Source organism: Brevibacterium ammoniilyticum, from assembly GCF_038429965.1.
GTDB classification, from domain to species: Bacteria; Actinomycetota; Actinomycetes; order Actinomycetales; family Brevibacteriaceae; genus Brevibacterium; species Brevibacterium ammoniilyticum.
Genome location: NZ_BAABNP010000010.1, coordinates 73089 through 91216, shown reverse-complemented (window position 1 = coordinate 91216; position 18128 = coordinate 73089). Strand labels below are relative to the sequence as shown.

19 protein-coding genes are annotated in these 18128 nt (G+C 67.5%); 7 read left to right on the top strand and 12 right to left on the bottom strand.

Going from position 1 to position 18128, the window contains the following annotated elements; translation table 11 throughout:
• The first annotated feature begins 145 nt into the window (after window positions 1–145).
• Window positions 146–2686 (top strand): ATP-dependent Clp protease ATP-binding subunit, encoded by a 2541-nt coding sequence (locus AAHA49_RS12735; protein ID WP_339393647.1) that lies wholly within the window; start codon window positions 146–148, stop codon window positions 2684–2686.
• Window positions 2687–2867: 181 nt separating this feature from the next.
• Window positions 2868–3446 carry an amino-acid N-acetyltransferase gene (locus AAHA49_RS12730; protein ID WP_342038583.1) on the top strand — a complete coding sequence of 193 codons (579 nt, stop codon included), beginning with the start codon at window positions 2868–2870 and terminating at the stop codon, window positions 3444–3446.
• 34 nt (window positions 3447–3480) lie between these two features.
• Here AAHA49_RS12730 and AAHA49_RS12725 read toward each other — a convergent pair whose 3' ends face one another.
• Both AAHA49_RS12725 and AAHA49_RS12720 read right to left on the bottom strand, forming a co-directional pair.
• Window positions 3481–4356: an alpha/beta fold hydrolase gene (locus tag AAHA49_RS12725; RefSeq protein ID WP_342038582.1), complete on the bottom strand. Its 876-nt coding sequence runs from the start codon at window positions 4354–4356 to the stop codon at window positions 3481–3483.
• A gap of 107 nt (window positions 4357–4463) precedes the next feature.
• Window positions 4464–5510 (bottom strand): HhH-GPD family protein, encoded by a 1047-nt coding sequence (locus AAHA49_RS12720; RefSeq protein ID WP_342038581.1) that lies wholly within the window; start codon window positions 5508–5510, stop codon window positions 4464–4466.
• A gap of 36 nt (window positions 5511–5546) precedes the next feature.
• Here AAHA49_RS12720 and AAHA49_RS12715 point away from each other — a divergent pair, with 36 nt between their 5' ends.
• On the top strand, window positions 5547–6329 hold the full coding sequence (locus AAHA49_RS12715; protein WP_342038580.1) for a hypothetical protein: 783 nt from the start codon (window positions 5547–5549) through the stop codon (window positions 6327–6329).
• 25 nt (window positions 6330–6354) lie between these two features.
• Here the strand turns inward: AAHA49_RS12715 and AAHA49_RS12710 are convergent, their stop codons facing one another.
• From AAHA49_RS12710 to map, 3 genes are read right to left on the bottom strand one after another with little or no spacing between them, the layout of a single operon-like run.
• Window positions 6355–6747, bottom strand: a complete 393-nt coding sequence (locus AAHA49_RS12710; protein WP_342038579.1) for a VOC family protein — start codon at window positions 6745–6747, stop codon at window positions 6355–6357.
• A gap of 50 nt (window positions 6748–6797) precedes the next feature.
• Window positions 6798–8174, bottom strand: coding sequence for a DNA repair protein RadA (gene radA / locus AAHA49_RS12705; RefSeq protein WP_342038578.1), 1377 nt, complete (start codon window positions 8172–8174; stop codon window positions 6798–6800).
• Window positions 8175–8232: 58 nt separating this feature from the next.
• Window positions 8233–9000, bottom strand: coding sequence for a type I methionyl aminopeptidase (map, locus tag AAHA49_RS12700; RefSeq protein WP_342038577.1), 768 nt, complete (start codon window positions 8998–9000; stop codon window positions 8233–8235).
• Window positions 9001–9138: 138 nt separating this feature from the next.
• Between map and AAHA49_RS12695 the strand changes: the two genes are divergently transcribed.
• Window positions 9139–9357 carry a hypothetical protein gene (locus AAHA49_RS12695; RefSeq protein ID WP_342038576.1) on the top strand — a complete coding sequence of 73 codons (219 nt, stop codon included), beginning with the start codon at window positions 9139–9141 and terminating at the stop codon, window positions 9355–9357.
• Here the strand turns inward: AAHA49_RS12695 and AAHA49_RS12690 are convergent, their stop codons facing one another.
• The 4 genes from AAHA49_RS12690 to AAHA49_RS12675 all read right to left on the bottom strand — a co-directional run bounded on the left by AAHA49_RS12690 (window position 9358) and on the right by AAHA49_RS12675 (window position 12647).
• The gene (locus AAHA49_RS12690) at window positions 9358–9561 is read right to left on the bottom strand and encodes a PLD nuclease N-terminal domain-containing protein (RefSeq protein WP_342038575.1); all 204 of its coding nucleotides are present in this window, start codon (window positions 9559–9561) and stop codon (window positions 9358–9360) included.
• 16 nt (window positions 9562–9577) lie between these two features.
• A complete protein-coding gene (locus AAHA49_RS12685) occupies window positions 9578–9793 on the bottom strand; it encodes a PLDc N-terminal domain-containing protein (RefSeq protein WP_342038574.1) in 216 nt (71 codons plus the stop codon).
• A 28-nt stretch (window positions 9794–9821) separates the two neighbouring features.
• Entirely contained in the window at window positions 9822–11378 is a 1557-nt protein-coding gene (gene amaB / locus AAHA49_RS12680; RefSeq protein WP_342038573.1) for an L-piperidine-6-carboxylate dehydrogenase, read from the bottom strand.
• 117 nt (window positions 11379–11495) lie between these two features.
• The gene (locus tag AAHA49_RS12675) at window positions 11496–12647 is read right to left on the bottom strand and encodes an NAD(P)/FAD-dependent oxidoreductase (protein ID WP_342038572.1); all 1152 of its coding nucleotides are present in this window, start codon (window positions 12645–12647) and stop codon (window positions 11496–11498) included.
• A gap of 283 nt (window positions 12648–12930) precedes the next feature.
• Here AAHA49_RS12675 and AAHA49_RS12670 point away from each other — a divergent pair, with 283 nt between their 5' ends.
• Genes AAHA49_RS12670 through AAHA49_RS12660 form a run of 3 tightly spaced genes read left to right on the top strand, consistent with a single transcriptional unit; the run spans window position 12931 to window position 15070 of the window.
• Window positions 12931–13806, top strand: a complete 876-nt coding sequence (locus tag AAHA49_RS12670) for a LysR family transcriptional regulator (RefSeq protein ID WP_342038571.1) — start codon at window positions 12931–12933, stop codon at window positions 13804–13806.
• 30 nt (window positions 13807–13836) lie between these two features.
• Window positions 13837–14463, top strand: a complete 627-nt coding sequence (locus AAHA49_RS12665) for a helix-turn-helix domain-containing protein (protein WP_342038570.1) — start codon at window positions 13837–13839, stop codon at window positions 14461–14463.
• A gap of 4 nt (window positions 14464–14467) precedes the next feature.
• Entirely contained in the window at window positions 14468–15070 is a 603-nt protein-coding gene (locus AAHA49_RS12660; protein ID WP_342038569.1) for a class I SAM-dependent methyltransferase, read from the top strand.
• 9 nt (window positions 15071–15079) lie between these two features.
• On the opposite strand, the gene AAHA49_RS12655 is transcribed toward AAHA49_RS12660, so the two are convergent.
• The 3 genes from AAHA49_RS12655 to AAHA49_RS12645 are packed head-to-tail and all read right to left on the bottom strand — an operon-like array spanning window position 15080 to window position 18125.
• Window positions 15080–15727: an NUDIX hydrolase gene (locus tag AAHA49_RS12655; RefSeq protein WP_342038568.1), complete on the bottom strand. Its 648-nt coding sequence runs from the start codon at window positions 15725–15727 to the stop codon at window positions 15080–15082.
• A 53-nt stretch (window positions 15728–15780) separates the two neighbouring features.
• Entirely contained in the window at window positions 15781–17283 is a 1503-nt protein-coding gene (locus AAHA49_RS12650) for a nicotinate phosphoribosyltransferase (protein ID WP_342038567.1), read from the bottom strand.
• A complete protein-coding gene (locus AAHA49_RS12645; protein ID WP_342038566.1) occupies window positions 17280–18125 on the bottom strand; it encodes a ribose-phosphate pyrophosphokinase in 846 nt (281 codons plus the stop codon). Before AAHA49_RS12645 ends, AAHA49_RS12650 begins: the two co-directional genes overlap by 4 nt.
• Window positions 18126–18128: the final 3 nt, after the last annotated feature.

Sequence of the window (18128 nt, the reverse complement as noted above, 5' to 3'; positions counted from 1 at the left end):
ACGCGGTGCGGTTCGGGCACCCAACTCGGGCGGCGCCCCGATTTCGCCCTGAGCCGAACGGTTTCGGCTGAGGGCGAAACGTGCAATAGATCCGGGGAGAGGGTCGTTACGCTCTACAGAATACGAAGACTCCAGGAGGGTGAATATGTTCGAGCGGTTCACTGACCGAGCCCGCCGAGTGGTGGTGCTCGCCCAGGAAGAGGCCAAACTCCTCAAGCATAACTACATCGGAACCGAGCACATCCTGCTCGGACTCATCCACGAGGGAGAGGGCCTGGCAGCCAAGGCACTCGAGGGGATGGACATCTCCCTCGAGCAGGTGCGCGACCAGGTGCAGGAGATCATCGGGCAGGGACAGCAGGCGCCGAGCGGGCACATCCCGTTCACTCCGCGTGCGAAGAAGGTCCTCGAGCTCAGCCTCCGTGAGGCACTCCAGCTGGGCCACAGCTACATCGGCACCGAGCACATCCTGCTCGGACTCATCCGCGAAGGCGAAGGCGTGGCCGCTCAGGTCCTCGTCAAGCTCGGTGCGGACCTCGGCCGGGTGCGCCAGGAAGTCATCAAGCTCCTCTCCGGCTACCAGGGCAAGGAGCCCGTGGCTGCCGGGGGACGCGAAGAGGGCACCCCGTCGGGTTCGCTCGTCCTCGACCAGTTCGGTCGCAACCTCACCGCTGCCGCGCGTGAGGGCAAGCTCGACCCGGTCATCGGTCGGCACGAGCAGATGCAGCGGGTCATGCAGATCCTCTCGCGTCGGACGAAGAACAACCCGGTCCTCATCGGTGAGCCCGGCGTCGGCAAGACCGCCGTCGTCGAAGGTCTCGCACAGGCCATCGTCAACGGCGAGGTCCCGGAGATCCTCACCGACAAGCAGCTCTACACGCTCGATCTCGGCTCCCTCGTCGCCGGTTCCCGCTACCGCGGTGACTTCGAGGAACGCCTGAAGAAAGTGCTCAAGGAGATCCGCACGCGCGGTGACATCATCCTCTTCATCGACGAGATCCACACCCTCGTGGGTGCGGGCGCCGCCGAAGGCGCGATCGACGCCGCGTCGATCCTCAAGCCGATGCTCGCCCGCGGTGAGCTGCAGACCATCGGTGCGACGACGCTGGATGAGTACCGCAAGCACATCGAGAAGGACGCGGCCCTCGAGCGCCGCTTCCAGCCGATCCAGGTGCCCGAGCCCTCGCTCGCGCACTCGATCGAGATTCTCAAGGGCCTGCGCGACAAGTACGAAGCGCACCACAAGGTGACGATCACCGAGGGCGCCCTGGCGGCCGCGGTGAACATGTCCGACCGCTACATCAACGATCGGTACCTGCCGGACAAGGCGATCGACCTCATCGACGAAGCCGGTGCGAAGCTGCGCATCTCGCGTCTGTCGGTGCCGCAGGAGATCCGCGATCTCGAGGAGAAGATCCTCGAGGCCCGTCACCGCAAGGAAGCTGCGATCGATGCTCAGGACTTCGAGCTCGCCGCATCCGAGCGCGACACGGAGATGAAGCTCCAGCACGAGAAGGAGGAGCAGACCGAGGCCTGGCGCAAGGGCGGCAAGGACACCTCCGCCACCGTCGACGCCGATCTCATCGCCGAGGTGCTCGCCTCCGCCACGGGCATCCCGATCTTCAAGCTCACCGAGGAGGAGTCCTCGCGTCTGCTGCGGATGGAGGACGAGCTGCACAAGCGCATCATCGGCCAGAACGACGCGGTGAAGTCGATCTCGCGGGCGATCCGTCGCACGCGGGCGGGCCTGAAGGATCCGAAGCGACCCTCCGGTTCGTTCATCTTCGCTGGTCCCACCGGCGTGGGAAAGACCGAGCTTGCCAAGGCGCTCGCCGAGTTCCTCTTCGGGGATGAGGATTCGCTCATCAGCCTCGACATGTCGGAATACTCGGAGAAGCACACGGTCTCGCGTCTCTTCGGTTCGCCTCCCGGCTACGTCGGCTACGAAGAGGGCGGCCAGCTCACCGAGAAGGTGCGCCGCAAGCCGTTCTCGGTCGTGCTCTTCGACGAGGTGGAGAAGGCCCATTCGGACATCTTCAACTCGCTGCTGCAGATCCTCGAAGACGGCCGACTCACCGACTCGCAGGGTCGTGAGGTCGACTTCAAGAACACGATCATCATCATGACGACCAACCTGGGCACGCGCGACGTCTCCAGCGGTCTGCAGATGGGATTCCAGGTCGAGGGTGACACCAAGACCAACTACGACCGGATGAAGCAGCGGGTCAACGAAGAGCTCAAGCAGCACTTCCGTCCCGAGTTCCTCAACCGCGTCGACGACACCATCGTGTTCCCGCAGCTGAACAAGGAGGAGATCATCGAGATCGTCGACCTCTTCCTCGAGCGCCTCGACACGCGTCTGGCGGATCAGGGCATGAAGGTCGAGCTCACCGATGCGGCCAAGAACCTCTTGGCCGATCGCGGCTACGACCCCGTGCTCGGTGCCCGTCCGCTGCGTCGGACGATCCAGCTCGAGATCGAGGATCAGCTCTCGGAGAAGATCCTGTTCAAGGAGATCGGCCGCGGGCAGACGATCAAGGTCGACGTCAAGGGCGAAGGCAAGGACGCGACGTTCACCTTCGACGGCGTCGAGACCGAGACGTTCCCGACGTCGAGCTCCGATGACCAGGAGTCCGGTGGGGAGCTCGCCGGTGCCGGTTCGAGCCCCTCGGGTTCGGCCTCCTGATCCACACGGTCCGCTCAACGGGCAGACGGTGAAGCGGCCCCTGGCCTGAGGACTTCGGTCCTCGGCCCGGGGCCGCTTCGCTGTCTGCGCCCACGCACCCGCGCGGGGACCGGTCTGGACGGTAGGAGTGCGGACGCGGACCCGGACGATCACCTCGGCGGGGATGGTGTTGAATGAGGGGATGAGCTCAGCCGCCTTCGACCACGGTCTCGTCGCCTCCGACCACCACCAGACGCACGGTCTGCCCAGCGGTCTGCGTCTGCGCCGGGCGCGGACCTCAGACGTCAAGGGCATCGAGGCCCTCGTCGCACCCTTGGCCGACGAGCGGATCCTGCTCGCCAAGGACACCGTGACCTACTTCGAGTCACTCCAGGAGTTCTGGCTCGTCGTCGACGTGCAGCCCGACGGTTCGGAGATCCTCGCCGGCTGCGCGGCGCTCCACATCATCTGGGCCGACCTCGCCGAGGCGCGGACCGTGGCGACCTCACCGGACTACCGGGGCAGGGGAGTGGGCAAGGCGCTCATCCGCCAGCTGCTCGCCGACGCCGTCGAGATCGGGGTGAATCGGGTCTTCTGCCTTACCTTCGAGACCGGGTTCTTCGGTTCACTCGGGTTCGAACCCATCAAGGGCATCCCCGTCTCACCCGAGGTCTACGTCGAACTCCTCCACTCCGCCGACGAAGGCGTCGCCGAGTTCCTCGATCTCGCCCGCGTCAAGCCGAACACTTTGGGCAACACCCGGATGATCAAGTACCTCTAGGCAGGTGCCGATCCCGGCGAAGGCCGGGGTCTCCTCAGGCGGCGTGCGACCAGAACTCCCGCAGCTCGGAGAGCAGAGTCTCCGGTGCCTCCTCGGGGATGAAGTGTCCGCAGTCGGGGATGGGGCGTCCGTCCACGTTCTCCGTGTAGGACTCCCATACGGTGGCGATGTCCGTGTTCGCGGCCAGACCGCCCGCGCCCCACAGCGCGAGCACCGGCATTCTCAGCTTCCGCTGCGCGCGGAAGTCCTCTTCGTCGACGGCGACATCCTCGTGGGTGGCACGGTAGTCGTCGAAGGATGCCCGCATGGCGCCAGGCTGTTCGAAGGCGCGGACGTAGTCGTCGATGTGCGGATCGAGACGCTCTCGGCGCACCGTCCAGCGTTCGAAGAAGTAGCGCAGGTACTCAGCGGTCCTGCCTGCGGTGAGCGCCTCCGGCAGGTCCTTCTGCATGTGGAGGAGCCAGTGGAAGTAGCCCTCGGCGGTCCGCATCCGCCCGTTGGTGAACATCGCATGAGTGGGGGCGATGTCGAGGACGGTGAGAGTGGTGACCCGCTCGGGTGAGTCGAGGGCGAGTCGATGGGCGACGCGTCCGCCGCGGTCGTGGCCGACGAAATGGGCCCGGTCGATGCCGAGGGAGTCCATGATGCCGAGGATGTCCCGGGCCATCCTCCGTTTGTCATATCCGTCCGTCGGCTTGTCGCTGAGCCCGTAGCCGCGCAGGTCAGGCGCGACGAGATGGTACTGGGTCTCCGCGTCCGGCCCGTGCAACCCGGGAATGACATCTCGCCAGCAGCCTGCCGTCTGCGGCCACCCGTGGAGCAGAACCACGGCTTCGGCGCTGTCGTCAGCGGGTTCGCCGAACAGGCAGTGGAACGAGTTGTCGTCGACGGTGATGAAGCGCGCGTCCATGGTCTCATCTAACAACAGGATCCGCGCACGAGGCAAGGTGCATTGAGGGAATTGTGAGGTGTTCGGACGTCAGCACCCCGTCCGCATCCCTGTCAGCGGCCGTTCCGTCACCGCGGCAGGCTGAGCCGGTCCCCGTGCCGTGCGGCCAGGCCGTCTGCGACGAGATCGGCTGCCAGCCGCGAGATCCGCTCGGCATCGGCGCTGAGGTCGCGCATCGTCCTCAGCTTCGCCGAGGTGACCGTTCCGAGGGATTCGACCATGTCCTCATCGAGGTCGGTCGTCGAGGCGGTGAGGAGATCGAAGGGAACGCCGTCGAGTCGATCGCTCTCTGCCTCGTCGAGGGTCTCTTCGTGCCGGGCCTTGAGGACGTCCATGATCGCCCCGCGCAGCTGCCGGTCAGTGCCCGCCCACTTCTGGGTCTTCGGTCTCACCGCCGAGGCGGGACGGCCTGAGCGGTTCCAGGCGCACACCTCGGCGAGCGGGCACCCGTCGCAGTTCGGGTTGCGGGCGGTGCACACCAGGGCACCGAACTCCATGACTCCGGCGTTCCAGCGCACATGTCCGACTGCAGGAACGAACTGCTCAGCCCACTGCGTCTCCCGGCGGCTCGGGGAGGTCGTGGGCCGGTCCCGGCCGGCGAAGACGCGCACGAGCACGCGGCGGACATTCGTGTCGAGCACGGTCGTGCGCTGGCCATGGGCGAAGGAGGCGACCGCGGCTGCGGTGTAGGAGCCGATGCCGGGCAGCGCCTCGAGCTCGGCGGCGGTGGTGGGCACGCGGTTGTCCAGGTCCTCGGCGATGACCCGAGCGGCTTCCTGGAGTCTCAGCGCGCGGCGGGGGTAGCCGAGGCGATCCCAACTGTGGAGCACCTCGGCGGTGGGGGCGGCGGCAAGATCGGCAGGGGTCGGCCATTTCGCCATCCATGCCCGCCAGCGGGGTTCGACGCGGGAGACGGGGGTCTGCTGGGACATGATCTCGCTGACGAGCACCGCCCACGCGGTGGTCGCCGGGTCCCGCCACGGCAGAGGGCGTTCGGCGGTGGCGAACCAGTCGATGATCGTCGACTGCACGAACTCGACCTCGTCGGGGGAGACCGTCGGGAAGGGCGCAGCTGTGGGGGCGATCCCAGTTTCAGACGTGGTGCGGTGTGTCATTTGGATGCTCAATCGCAATTGCCTAGGCTCATTGCGATGACTCCTTCCGATCGTGGTTCGCAGCCGAAGCAGCCCCGCCAGTCTAGCGGGAAGCTGCCGGCACACGTCTATCGTCGACGCCGGATCACGCTGGCTGTGCTCAGCCTCGTCGTCATCGGTCTTCTCGTGCTCGGCATCGTCGGAATCACGAAGGCTCTCACCGGCGGCGGGACGGAACCGGTCGCGGAGCCCGTCGCCACCTCGGCCTCGCCCACACCGCAGGCCCCTGTCCCCGACAAGCAGGCCGCAAGCGGCGCCTGCCCGGGCAACGCCGTCGCCGTGAGCGCGAAGGCCGACAAGAAGAGCTACGACGAGAACACGAAACCGAAGTTCGAGATGACCGTGGCGAACAACCACAACGCCACGTGCCTCATCGAGGTCGGCACCAAGCAGCAGGAATTCATCGTCAAGCAGGGCTCTGACGTCGTGTGGTCCTCACGCTACTGCGCTGCCGACAAGGACGAGAACGCGGAGGCCCCGACGGAGTTCGCTCCGGCGTCTCAGAAGACGGCCCAGTTCGAGTGGAACCGCATCCGGGTCGACAAGAACTGCAACAAGACCGACAAGGGCTTCGCCCCCGGCAAGTACGACCTCGTCGTCAAGCTCGGGGACAAGGAGAGCAAGCCCGCGGCCTTCGAACTCGAGAAGGACGAAGCGACGAAGGCCAAGGAGAAGAAGGCCGCGGAGGAGAAGAAGGCGAAGGAAGAGGAGAAGAAGAAGTCCGAGGAGAAGAAGACCGCGGAATCCTCTTCCGGGGAGAAGGACTCGAACTCTCCCTGATCGCCGCTGTGCGACCGCGTTCCGCTCAGGCTCCGCGGTAGGAGCCCACACCCCACGAGTTCCCGTCGTGGTCGCGGAAGTCGAATTCGCGGCCGCCATGGGGTTGTGTGGCCACGGGCCGCACGATCGCATGTCCGAGTTCGCGGATCTCCCGATACAGGCGGTCGACCTCCCGCTCGGTGGGCACAACGACGTAGATCGAGGCACCGCCGACGCTGTCGAGGGCTGAACCGTCGTGGCGCACGGACCCGATCATGATGCCACCGGTCTCGCCGAGCGCATATTCGGCGTGGAGGACGAGACTCGGGTCGTCGTCATCGAGAACCGTGAGCCGCTCGGTGAAGCCGAGGGTGACGAGTATGGTGGTCGTGGCCTCCACATCGGTTGTCCTCAGCGTCGGAAACACTGTGGTCGTCATCTATCAAGCATGCCCTGTTTCGCCTCCGATGTCCCGGACTTTCTCCGACGTCACTGGCCTGCGGCGGGATCCTTCGCCTTCTCCTTGACCACAGTCGCGACCGCCTGGGCGATATGCTCGCATTCCCTGACGACCATCCCATCGGGGACGGCGACATTGCGCAGCGCTCCACGGGCGACGATCGCCCGCGTCATCCCCAGTCTGGCCGCCTCCGAGAGACGCTGGCCGAGGTTGGGCACATTGCGGATCTCCCCGGAGAGGCTGATCTCGCCGATTGCGACGAACTTCGCGTACAGCGGACTGCCGAGGGCCGCCGAGGCCAGGGACAGGCAGATCGCCAGGTCGCTGGCCGGTTCGGACAGTTTGGCGCCGCCGACGGTGGCGGTGAAGACATCGGACTTCGCGAAGTTGACCGCGCTGATGTTCTGACTGAGCACGGCGAGCATCATCGCGACCCGTGAGGAGTCGACTCCGGAGACCGACCGACGCGACTGTCCTGCCGCGGACTCGGTGACCAGTGACTGCACTTCGACGAGCAGCGGCCGTTTGCCCTCCTGCGTCACGGTCAGGCACGTGCCCGGGGGAGTGGAACCGGAAGAGCGGGAGAGGAACAGGCCCGAGGGGTCCTCGAGGCTCGTGATCCCGTTCTCCGCCATGTCGAAGCAGCCGACTTCGTCGGTGGGACCGAACCGGTTCTTGATCGCCCGGAGCATCCGCAGACGGGAGTGCTTCTCGCCTTCGAACGTGCACACGACGTCGACGAGGTGTTCGAGGAGGCGGGGGCCGGCGATCGTGCCGTCCTTCGTGATGTGGCCGACGAGGACGGTCGACAGCGACCGGGACTTCGCTTCGCGGATGAGGGCGGCGGCGACCTCACGGACCTGGGTGACGCCGCCGGGCACGCCGTCGACCTCGGAGGAGGCCAGAGTCTGGATGGAGTCGACGATGAGCAGATCGGGGTTCTCGGCTTCGATCATGCCGAGCACGGATCCGAGGTCGGTCTCCGCGGCCAGCAGGAGGTTCTCCTCGAGGGCGTTGGTCCTGTCCGCACGCAGTCTGACCTGTCCGGCCGATTCCTCACCGGTGACGTAGAGGACGGTGTTCTCGAACTTCGCGGCCCGGGCGGCGACGTCGAGGAGGAGCGTCGACTTGCCGACGCCGGGTTCGCCGGAGAGGAGGATGACTCCGCCGGGCACGATGCCGCCGCCGAGCACGCGGTCGAATTCGTCGACGTAGGTCTTGCGTGCCACCGCGAGGGTGGAGTCGACCTGGGTGATCGACTTCGCGCCGGCGGACTTCTTCACCTTCGTCTTCACGCTCGAGGCGGTCGCGCCCTTCTCCTCGAGCGTGCCCCAGGCTTGGCATTCGGGGCAGCGCCCGAGCCATTTGACGCATGAGTAGCCGCATTCGGTGCAGGTGTAGGACATGGGATCATCCTGCCACGGGGCACTGACACAGACCGACCGTCATTGACAGCCGCAGCCTTCAGTCGACGATGGTGAGCACCCGAGGTCCGTCCTCGGTGATGGCGATCGTGTTCTCCGAATGCGCCCCGTTCGACCCGTCGGCCAGCCGCAGCGTCCACCCGTCCTGGTCGACCTTGAGCTTCTTCGAGGTGAACGACCACCACGGTTCGATGGCCAGAGTCAGGCCCGGTTTGAGGACCATGCCGCGACCGCCCTTGCCGCGGTTGGCGACGTGTGGGTCCTCGTGCATCGTGTGTCCGAGTCCGTGGCCGCCGAAGTCGAGGTTGACCGGGATGCGCTGTTCGTCGGCGACGTCGCCGATCGCCTGGGAGATGTCGCCGAGGCGGCCTCCCGCCTGGGCGGCGCTGATGCCGGCTTCCAGCCCGGCCCACGTCGAGTCGATGAGGCGCTGGTCCTCATCGGTGCCTTCGCCGACGACGACGGAGCGGGCGGCGTCGGCGACCCAGCCGTCGATCGAGACGGCGAAGTCGAGGGTGAGGAGGTCGCCGTTCTGCATGACGTAGTCGTGCGGCTTGCCGTGGAGGACGCCGTCGTTGACCGAGAGGCAGATGACGTTGCGGAAGGGGCCTGAGCCGAAGGACGGTGCGTAGTCCCAGTAGCAGGACTTCGCTCCGGCGTCCTCGATGAGCTTCCGGGCCCGCTTCTCCAGGTGCATGAGGTTCATGCCCGGTTCGGCCGTCTCGGAGAGTTCGGTCAACGTCTTCGCCACGAAGCGACCGGTCACCGCCATCTTGTCGATCTCGGCGGGGGTCTTCAGCTCAATCACGGGTGTGCTCCTTGTCGTCAGTGCTCACCGGCAATTCTAGTTCTCTCACGGCCCCAGGATGTCTGGCGGGTGGATCAGCTGCGAAAGCGACAATAGAGGTTGTTGAATCGGGAAGCCAGGATCGGTAGGTTCGGAACTATGAGGAACCTCATCGTCGCCTTCATCCTCGGGTCGTCGCTTGCGATGTCGCTGTTCACCGGGGAGGAAGCGCTACGCAACGGGGACCAGGCGTGGCCGCTGTGGCTCATCGTGTTCCCACTCGTCTCCTTGGGAGGCCTGCTCGCACTGCTGCTTGAGCACTGGAAGAAGGGGAAACGTCGCAGCGACGGCGACGAGGGGCAGAGTGCGTCGCGCTGATCAGCGCGACGGTGACGTCGCAGCACGGTAGACCAGCCACACGATGGGGCCGGCGACCGGGACGAGGAAGACGACGAACGCCCACGCGAGCTTTGCGGCCGACTCCAGTCGTGATTGCAGAATGCTGACCAGCGACCAGACGAAGAGCGCGAATCCCGCAACGATGATTCCCACCAGGACCAGTTCGACTGTTCCTGGAATCATCGGAGTCCCTCGCTCCTCACGCCCCGGCGCGGGGAAGTCGGCGGTAGTAGAACCACAGCAGGGAACCCAGCACCGGCAGGAGCAGGGCGATGAGAGCCCACACCAGGCGTGCGCGCGGGTCGAAGTCCGAACGGCAGATGCTCACCATCGACCACATGACGAGAACGATCGCCACGACGAAGCCAGACCACGCGATGTCGTAGGCGGAGGGAATGAGAGGGGTGTCTGCCATCCCTCCAGCCTACTTCAGCCGTGGTGTGTCACAGGAATTCGACGCCTTGGGCGAGCGGCAGCTCACCGGAGTAGTTGATTGTGTTCGTGGCCTGGCGCATGTAGGCCTTCCACGAATCCGATCCCGACTCCCGTCCTCCACCGGTCTCCTTCTCCCCGCCGAAGGCCCCGCCGATCTCCGCCCCCGAGGTGCCGATGTTGACGTTGGCGATCCCGCAGTCGGAGCGGGAGAGGAAGGTCTCCGCCTCGGCGAGGTCGGAGGTGAAGATCGCCGAGGACAGACCCTGCGGGACCGCATTGTGGATCGCGATCGCCTCGTCGAGGTCGGAATACGTGACGACGTAGAGGATCGGGGCGAAGGTCTCGGACTCCATGACCGGAGTCTGCGCCGGCATCTGCACGACCGCCGGTTCGACGTAGTGGGCGTCCGGGCGCTCCTCGGCGAGCACGCGACCACCGCCGACGAGGACCTCGCCACCCTCGTCCTCGGCTTGCCTCAGCGCCTCCTGCATCGCCTCATACGCGGCTTCGCTGATGAGCGGGCCGACGAGGACGCCGTCCTCGGTGGGTGAGCCGATGCTCAGCGTTCGGTACGCTGCGACGATCCGCTCGACGAACGCCTCGGCGATCGACTCGTGGACGATGAGGCGCCGCAGGGTCGTGCACCGCTGCCCAGCCGTTCCGGCCGCGGCGAAGACGACCCCGCGCAGGGCCAGGTCGATATCGGCGCTCGGGGCGACGATCGCACCATTGTTCCCGCCGAGTTCGAGCAGCACCCGACCGAAGCGCTCGGCGACGACGGGACCGACCTCACGTCCCATCCGCACCGACCCCGTCGCCGAGACCAACGCGACGCGGTCGTCGCGGACCATCGCATCGCCGATGTCCCGCCCGCCGATGAGGACAGGCACGAGCCCGTCGGGCGCTCCCACCTCGGCGGCGGCCCGGGCGAGCAGAGACTGTGCCCCGAGGGCGGCGAGCACAGCGTTCTCCGAGGGCTTCCACACGACGGCATCGCCGGCTACGAGCGCAAGCGCGGTGTTCCACGAATACACGGCCACGGGGAAGTTGAAGGCCGAGATGACCCCGACGACACCCAAGGGATGCCACGTCTCCATGAGCCTGTGGCCGGGGCGTTCGCTCGGCATCGTCTTGCCCCACAGCTGCCGGGACTGACCGAGCGCGAATTCGCAGATGTCGATCATCTCCTGCACCTCGCCGGCGGCCTCCGACGGGGTCTTCCCGGCCTCGACGGTGACGATCTTCGCAAGCTCCTCCTTATGCTCGGCCAGCAGCTGACCCCAGCGGGCCACGAGCTGACCGCGCACCGGTGCCGGCACGTCCCGCCAGGACTCGAAGGCCACGGCGGCGTGCCCGATCTTCGCCGAGGCGGTCGCCGGGGAATCCGCGGCGAGCGTTGCGAGGACCTGACCGGTGATGGGAGATCGGGCCGTCAGTGTCACCCCGGTCGCCGCGTCCGGGGCGAGGACGGATGCGTCGACGCCGCAGGCCCGAAACCCGTCATCGAGCAGGCCGGCGATGGTCTCATCGGTGGGCAGAGCGGTCGGCGTGGTGGTCGCGGTCATGGCGGTCCAATCTGTGTCGGTGTGAGCATCGTGTCTGTGTCTGTGTCAGTAGCGAGGACTAGGGTGCGGGAACCGGGGTCGGGATGGCTGATTCGTCGAGAGGAGGGAGCCGTATGCTCACACGATGTTGAGCTCCTTGCGCAGTCCGGTGAGGCAGAACCGGTCCTTATCCAGCGGGGCCACATCGGTCAGCGGGGTGCGTCCGGTCATGAGGTCGGCGACGACCTCCCCGACGGCCGGTCCCATGAGGAAGCCATGGCCGGAGAACCCGCACGCGTAGGTGAACCCGTCGAGCTCTCGAGCCTGCCCGATGAGCGCATTGTGGTCGGGAGTCATCTCATAGAGTCCGGCCCAGCCGCGTTTGACCTCGACATCGGCGAGGTCCGGGGTGCGGGCACCGATGTGCTCGGAGAGGGTGAACAGCCAGTCGGGGTCGCGGCGTTCGTCGAACCCCCACCGGTCCTCGGCGTCGGGACAGCCGAAGAGCAGTCCTCGGCCCTCGGGGTGGACGTAGTAGCTGGACGAGAAGTCGATCGTGAACGGCATCGCCGAGGTGTCGAAGCCCACGGGTTCGCTCACCATGATCTCCCGCCGCAACGGGGTCACGGGCAGATCGACGCCGGCCATCTCACCGATGAGTCCCGACCAGGCACCTGCCGCGCACACGACCTGTGAACACGTGATCGTCCCCTGCGTCGTCTCCACCGAGGTGATCCTCCGCCTCCCGTTCTCACCGCGGGTGACGATGCCGGTGACCTCGCAGCACTTGAGCACCGTGACCCCGCGGTCCCTGGCCGCGGTGATGTAACCGGCGACGACGGCCTCAGGCGTGCAGTGGCCGTCGCCGGGATTGAAGGCCCCGGCCAGAAGACCCGTGGTGTCGACGTACGGGGCGAGCGCGGCCACCTCGTCGACGGTGAGCATCAGCGAATCGAGGCCCAGACCCTGCTGGAGTGCGACATTGGCCGCGAACATCTCCACCGATTCGGGGGAGTCGAGGAGGAAGAGGTAGCCGTTGGAGACGAGATCGATGTCGGTGCCGAACGTCGACTCGAAGCTGCGGAGGATCTCGAGGCTGCGCACGGACAGGGCGATGTTGACCTCGTCGGAGAACTGGCAGCGCACCCCGCCCGCGGCCTTCGACGTCGAACCCGAACCCGGGACGTCGCGTTCGACGAGGACGATCCTGCCCGCTCCGCGCTCGGCGAGGTTGAAGGCGATCGACGCCCCCATGACACCGCCGCCGATGATGACCACATCTGCGTCCACACCGCACCTCGCTTCGCTGCCGCCGACCTCGTCGTCGGCTTGTCAACCATTGTGCTGTCCCTCACACTTAAGGACAAGGCAGAGTTCGTGAACACTGTTTTCATGATTTCTAAAAATCGAAGTTTGCCGCCGGCCAAGTCCGGTGGAGGAGCATCATCCTTCGACGAGCGACGAGCGACGAGCGACGAGCGACGAGCGCCGACGGCAGGCTGGCGCCGAACGCCGACAAGGGTCGACGACACACGAGCGCTGGTCGCAGAGAACGAGTGGAAAGGAGCGAAACGTGGCGTGGACCTTGGGGCAGCTGCAGACCTTCGTCTCGGTGGCCGAACGCGGATCGATGACCCGAGCCGCCGAAGCGCTCGGCTACAGCATCGGTGCCGTCTCCCAGCACATGAGCGCCCTGCGTCGGACGATCGGTTCCGAACTCGTCCACCGACGCGGCCGCTCCCTCGTCCTCACCGAAGCCGGGCGCACCCTGCTTCCGCGGGCCAAGGCCATCCTCGCCGCCCAGCAGCAGGCGGAGACGGCGATGCTCGGCCGCGACTTCGGCCACGAGGCGATCGTCACCCTCGGCGTGTTCGGGTCGACGTCGACGTTCGCCCTGCCCGCGATCGTCCGCCGCCTCGCTCAGCGTCACCCCGACATCGCCGTGCGCGCCCGCGAGGTCAACGTCGAGACGATGTCCGCCGCCGTCATCGACGGCGCCATCGACTTAGGCATCGGCATCGACTACCCCGCAGTGCCCCTGCCGCCGATGCGCGGCCTGCACTGGCAGACGGTCGCTGCCGAGGACTTCGGGGTCGTCACCCCCAAGGGTGCCGCGCTGCCCGGCCCGGACGACCTCGCGGAGGCGGACTGGATCCTCCCGCCGGCCCCTGACCTCTTCGGTCGCGCGATGCGGTTGGCCACCTCGGCGATGGGGATCCAGGCGAAGGAGACCCACATCGTCACCGACACCGCGGTGGCCCTGGCCCTGGCCGGCACGGGACTCGGACTCACACTCGCCACCCCGATCATGATGTCCCTCGGCGGCGGCGACATCGACCTCCACCCGATCACAGGAGCCGGCGGACGCGAGATCATCGTCCTCACCGCCCCCGCACCCTCCGCTCCGGTCGCTGCCGTCGCCGAGGTGGTCGCCGAGGTCTTCGCGTGACGCCCTGACCGCTCGCTAGAGTCGGGAGCCATGGACACCTCTGCGCCCGACCCGCACGGGAAGACCGATCCCCACGGCAGGGTCGATCCTGATGCCCTCGAACCGGTCATCGAGAGCATCGGCCCGCGCCTGCGTGAGACCCGGACGGCTCGCGGTCTCACCTTGAGCGAGGTCGCCGAGCGCCTCGGGGTCTCGGTGAGCACGCTCTCGCGCCTCGAGTCGAGACGCCGGCGCGCGACCCTCGACCTGCTCATCGGACTCGCCCGCATCTACCGGGTCGCCCTCGACGACCTCGTCGGGGCACCGGCGACGGGTGACCCGCGGATCCGTCCGACACCCGTGCGCGTCAACGGCATGGTCTTCCTGCCGCTGACGAGCCGGAACGCGCCGGTCGAGGCGGTCAAGATCGTCCTGCCGGGACATCGGCCGGGCGACCCGATCACCCAGCGGGCACACGGCGGCTACGAATGGCTGTACGTGCTCAGCGGAACCGTCGACCTCAAACTCGGACCCACGATCACCCGTCTCGAGACCGGTGAGGCCGCCGAATTCGACACCCGGGAACCCCACGGAATGGTCAGCGCCACCACCTCGGCGGCGGAGGTCCTCGCGCTCTTCAGCGCGGAGGGCGAGCGGATCCACGTGGGCCTACACTGAGGCCATGAGCTTCGACCACCAGTGGAACCGGATCCGCGCGAACAACCCCGAACACTCGGCGAACTATGCGAAACGCTGGCGCAGCCTCGTCGACGCCGGACACGACATCGGGGGAGAGGCTCGCTTCGTCGATGCGATGGCCCCGCGGGGAGGCCGCATCCTCGACGCCGGCTGCGGCACGGGACGCGTCGGAGGGCTGCTCATCGGGGCCGGCCACACCGTCTACGGCGTCGACCTCGACGAATTCCTCATCGCCGTCGCCGAGGAGGACTTCCCCTCCGGCGAATGGCACACCGGCGACCTCGCCGACTTCGACTTCGCCGGCGCCGGGATCACCGACATCGACGTCGCCGTGTGCGCGGGCAACGTCCTCGCCTTCCTCGACCCCGCCTCGAGACGGCAGACCCTGGAGAACATCAAGTCGACGCTCAAGCACGGCGGCCGTTTCGTCGCCGGCTTCGGAGCCGGACGCGGCTACGAGTTCGACGACTTCGTCGACGACGTCAAGGCCAGCGGCATGCTCGTCAGCCTCAAGCTCGCCACCTGGGAGATCCACCCGTTCGAACCCGACAGCGGCTTCCTCGTCCTCATCGCCGAACGCATCTGAGCGGAGCTCTCAGTCCCGGGTCCACGCCCACACGAGCGTCGGCCGCCCGCCGCGCGCAGTGGACTGGCGGGTCTCCCCGGTCGGTGCCGCCCACCCGAGCTCCTCGATCCGCCGCCGCAGATTCCGCAGCGGCGGTGTCCCCTCCACCCCGGCGGCAGCGGCCAGCTGCTCCTGGGCGAGGAACGCGTCCCTGGAGGTGAAGGCCTCCCCGAAGAACGCCTCGGTGACCTCCCGGTCGCTCCACAGCAGCTCGAGCAGGCGGCGAGCCGCCAACCGGACGAGGGCGTCGTGGTCGAACGGAAGCCCGACCGCCTCGGCGAGAGGCACACCCTCACCGGATTCGGGCGTCGCCCCCGGTGCGACCGCGGCGACCTTGACGATCGAGAGCGTGGGACCACGCGGATCCCGCTCCGGGGCATCCTCGATGCCGACATCGCGGATGACGACGTGAGCGTCGTCGATGCCCACCTTCGACCCCAGTGCGCGGTCGGCGGCGTCGATCGACCGCTCCCGCTGCATGAGCACGCCCGGGAGGGCGAGCTCACCGGCGAACGGCTCGAAGGCGCGCCGACCGAGGACGACCTCGACGATCTCCGGGCGGTAGCGCAACGGCACGACATCGACGGAGATGAGCGGCTGTGTCCAGGTCTCGGTCATGCCCACCATCATCGCATCGACGCCGGCCGCCGCATCGCACCCGCTGAGAGCGCTCACGGCCGTCCGGCGGCAATGCGCTGCCGCACCGCATCGAAGGAGTCGACGACGGTGAGGCGGCCGTCGACGAAGATCGGCACCAATGCGCTCGCCGCCTCCTCTTCGGGTGTGGCCCGTTCGATGAGGGCGAACTCCCCGGCCTCGTCGCGGGTCACGGCCAGACGCCCGGTCGCCGACTTCTTCGTCCCGTTGTCGGTCACCGGGTCCTTGATGAGGTCGCGTCCTTCGCCGTCGATCTGTGCCCACGTCGCCTTGATCGCCGAGGCGAACGTGTCCCTGGTCTGGTACTGGTAGGTGAAGCTGCCGATCCCGAAGACGACGTTCGTCGACGCGAATCCCTTGGCCTCGAGACGCGCGATGATGTCTGTCATGCGCTCGAGGGTGATCGAATCGCCGTAGATCGCGCCGATGTGGGGGTCGAGGACCTTGAAGCCCTGCGGGGTGAGCGTGCCGCCGAAGATCTCCCAGAGGAGTTCGATGATGCCCTTCGCGGCCGGGTCGTCGGCTGCGTCGTCGGCTGCCGGTCCGTCGGCGCCCCCGACGTCGCCGGTGCCGCAGAGGATGTCGGCCGGGTTGCCCGAGTCGGGACGGATGACGAGCCTGCCGTCTCGGGCCATGATCTCGCCCTTGAGCCCGGACAGGGTCTCGGTGATCACGCGCCACAGATCCCACGTGTCCGAGACGACGGAGAGGATGCCTGCAGGGTAGTCACGCAGCAGCCGTGCGTAGGTCTCGTCCTCGTGGTCGCGTCCACCGGCCATCATCACACTGTGCTCGGTGGCCGGCACCGAGGCGGCGATCGGTTCGCTCGAACCCGGGTAGTACCTCTCGATCCACCACAGCGCCGGCAGCGAGTCCGTGCCGAGGAATGCCGTGAGGTGTCCGGCGCCCGAGGCCTCCGCCGAAGCGATCGAGGTCTGGCCGCGGAATGAGAAGTCGTGGCCTTGGAACTCGACCCCGGCCGTCGACTCGGTGGTGCGCAGGGCCGCGGCCTCGAGGACGGTGCGGAACCGGTCGGCGATCGTCGCGGTGGTCGAAGGGTGCCAGTAGGCGGCCGAGAGCGCGGATTCGACGTAGTTCGTCAGCCACGCGAATCGGTCGTCGGTGTTCTCGATCGTGAACACGGGCACCCGCAGCGGCACGCGGGATCCTTCCGGCAGGGCGCAGATGCGCAGCGGCAGGTGTCCGAGCCGGTGGAGTTCGCGGATGTGGTCGACGTCGACGGCTCCCGGGCCGAGGTAGGCGTCCATGGCCTGCTGGTAGGCGTCTGCGACCTCGTCCTCGTCGGCGGAGAAGAACGGGGCGAAGGCGTCGACGAGGAGCTCCCTGACCGCGGCCTGGAGTCCGAAGTGGATGACGTGGTCGACGCCGGGCAGGCGGCTGCCCCGGTTCGTGAAGTTCGACAGGACGCGGGTGGTGCCTGTCGGGTACTGCCTGCGGTGGCCGGTCTTGTAGCCGTCGGTGAGCAGCAGTGGGCGGATGGCGTCGAGAGCGGTCATGACTGGGCCTCCTGGATGAAGAGCGGGGTGAGCGGATGGATCGTGGCACCCACGGCCGGGTTGGTGTGGCCGGGGTGGGAATCGGTGGTGTGGATCGTGCCGAAGTGCGCCCGCAGGCGTTCGGATCCGCGGGAGAGGACGCCGTGGGTGATCCACAGGTCGAGGCGGTCGGGGCCGAGCCCGGTGACCTCGGCGAGGCCGGTGAGGGTGCCGCCGCCGTCGGCGATGTCGTCGACGACGAGGAGCCTGCCGGAGACCGGCAGCGGCTGGCATGAGAAGCCCGAGAGCTTCCCCGTCGTGAAGTCCCGGTGCTTGCGGGCGTGGAAGACGGGGACGTGGAGGGCGTGTGCCACCGAGGATGCGCGGGCCGCCGCGCCCTCGTCGGGGGCGATCACCCCGACGTAGGGGTGTTCGTGCTCACCGGCGACGAGGCGGCTGAGCTCAGAGCGCACGAACCGGCCGAGCGGGTAGTCCTCGATGCGTTCGAGGAGCGAGGGCATGACGGGGGAGTGGGGGTCGATCGTGAGGACGCGGTCGGCGTGGACGGCGTTGGCGATCTCCGCGTAGACGCGGGCCCCGAGCGGCCGACCCCGATCCGCGCGTGCCCCGGGCAGGTAGGGAAGGGCGAGGACCACTGTGGCCGCTTCCGACCGTGCCCGGTCCGCGGCGATCGCGGCGGCGGCGAGATCGTCGGCGTTCGCGCCGCGGACGACGATGAGCAGAGTCGCTCCGGCCCCGAGGTCGAAGTCGCGGACGTGCCATTCCCCGCCGGGGAACTGCGTGAGAGCCTCGCCGAGGCGGTTCGTCGTCCCGGCCGGTGTGATCCCGATGAGTTCGATCATTGC

Bases quoted from the DNA above. Each gene is read 5' to 3' on its own strand.
- AAHA49_RS12695 (WP_342038576.1), top strand. From the start codon at position 9,139: ATGAGGAACCTCATCGTCGCCTTCATCCTCGGGTCGTCGCTTGCGATG.
- AAHA49_RS12655 (WP_342038568.1), bottom strand. From the start codon at position 15,727: ATGACCGAGACCTGGACACAGCCGCTCATCTCCGTCGATGTCGTGCCG.
- AAHA49_RS12715 (WP_342038580.1), top strand. From the start codon at position 5,547: ATGACTCCTTCCGATCGTGGTTCGCAGCCGAAGCAGCCCCGCCAGTCT.
- AAHA49_RS12730 (WP_342038583.1), top strand. From the start codon at position 2,868: ATGAGCTCAGCCGCCTTCGACCACGGTCTCGTCGCCTCCGACCACCAC.
- AAHA49_RS12660 (WP_342038569.1), top strand. From the start codon at position 14,468: ATGAGCTTCGACCACCAGTGGAACCGGATCCGCGCGAACAACCCCGAA.
- AAHA49_RS12665 (WP_342038570.1), top strand. From the start codon at position 13,837: ATGGACACCTCTGCGCCCGACCCGCACGGGAAGACCGATCCCCACGGC.
- AAHA49_RS12650 (WP_342038567.1), bottom strand. From the start codon at position 17,283: ATGACCGCTCTCGACGCCATCCGCCCACTGCTGCTCACCGACGGCTAC.
- AAHA49_RS12725 (WP_342038582.1), bottom strand. From the start codon at position 4,356: ATGGACGCGCGCTTCATCACCGTCGACGACAACTCGTTCCACTGCCTG.
- AAHA49_RS12685 (WP_342038574.1), bottom strand. From the start codon at position 9,793: ATGGCAGACACCCCTCTCATTCCCTCCGCCTACGACATCGCGTGGTCT.
- radA (WP_342038578.1), bottom strand. From the start codon at position 8,174: ATGTCCTACACCTGCACCGAATGCGGCTACTCATGCGTCAAATGGCTC.
- AAHA49_RS12645 (WP_342038566.1), bottom strand. From the start codon at position 18,125: ATGATCGAACTCATCGGGATCACACCGGCCGGGACGACGAACCGCCTC.
- AAHA49_RS12710 (WP_342038579.1), bottom strand. From the start codon at position 6,747: ATGACGACCACAGTGTTTCCGACGCTGAGGACAACCGATGTGGAGGCC.
- AAHA49_RS12735 (WP_339393647.1), top strand. From the start codon at position 146: ATGTTCGAGCGGTTCACTGACCGAGCCCGCCGAGTGGTGGTGCTCGCC.
- AAHA49_RS12720 (WP_342038581.1), bottom strand. From the start codon at position 5,510: ATGACACACCGCACCACGTCTGAAACTGGGATCGCCCCCACAGCTGCG.
- AAHA49_RS12690 (WP_342038575.1), bottom strand. From the start codon at position 9,561: ATGATTCCAGGAACAGTCGAACTGGTCCTGGTGGGAATCATCGTTGCG.
- amaB (WP_342038573.1), bottom strand. From the start codon at position 11,378: ATGACCGCGACCACCACGCCGACCGCTCTGCCCACCGATGAGACCATC.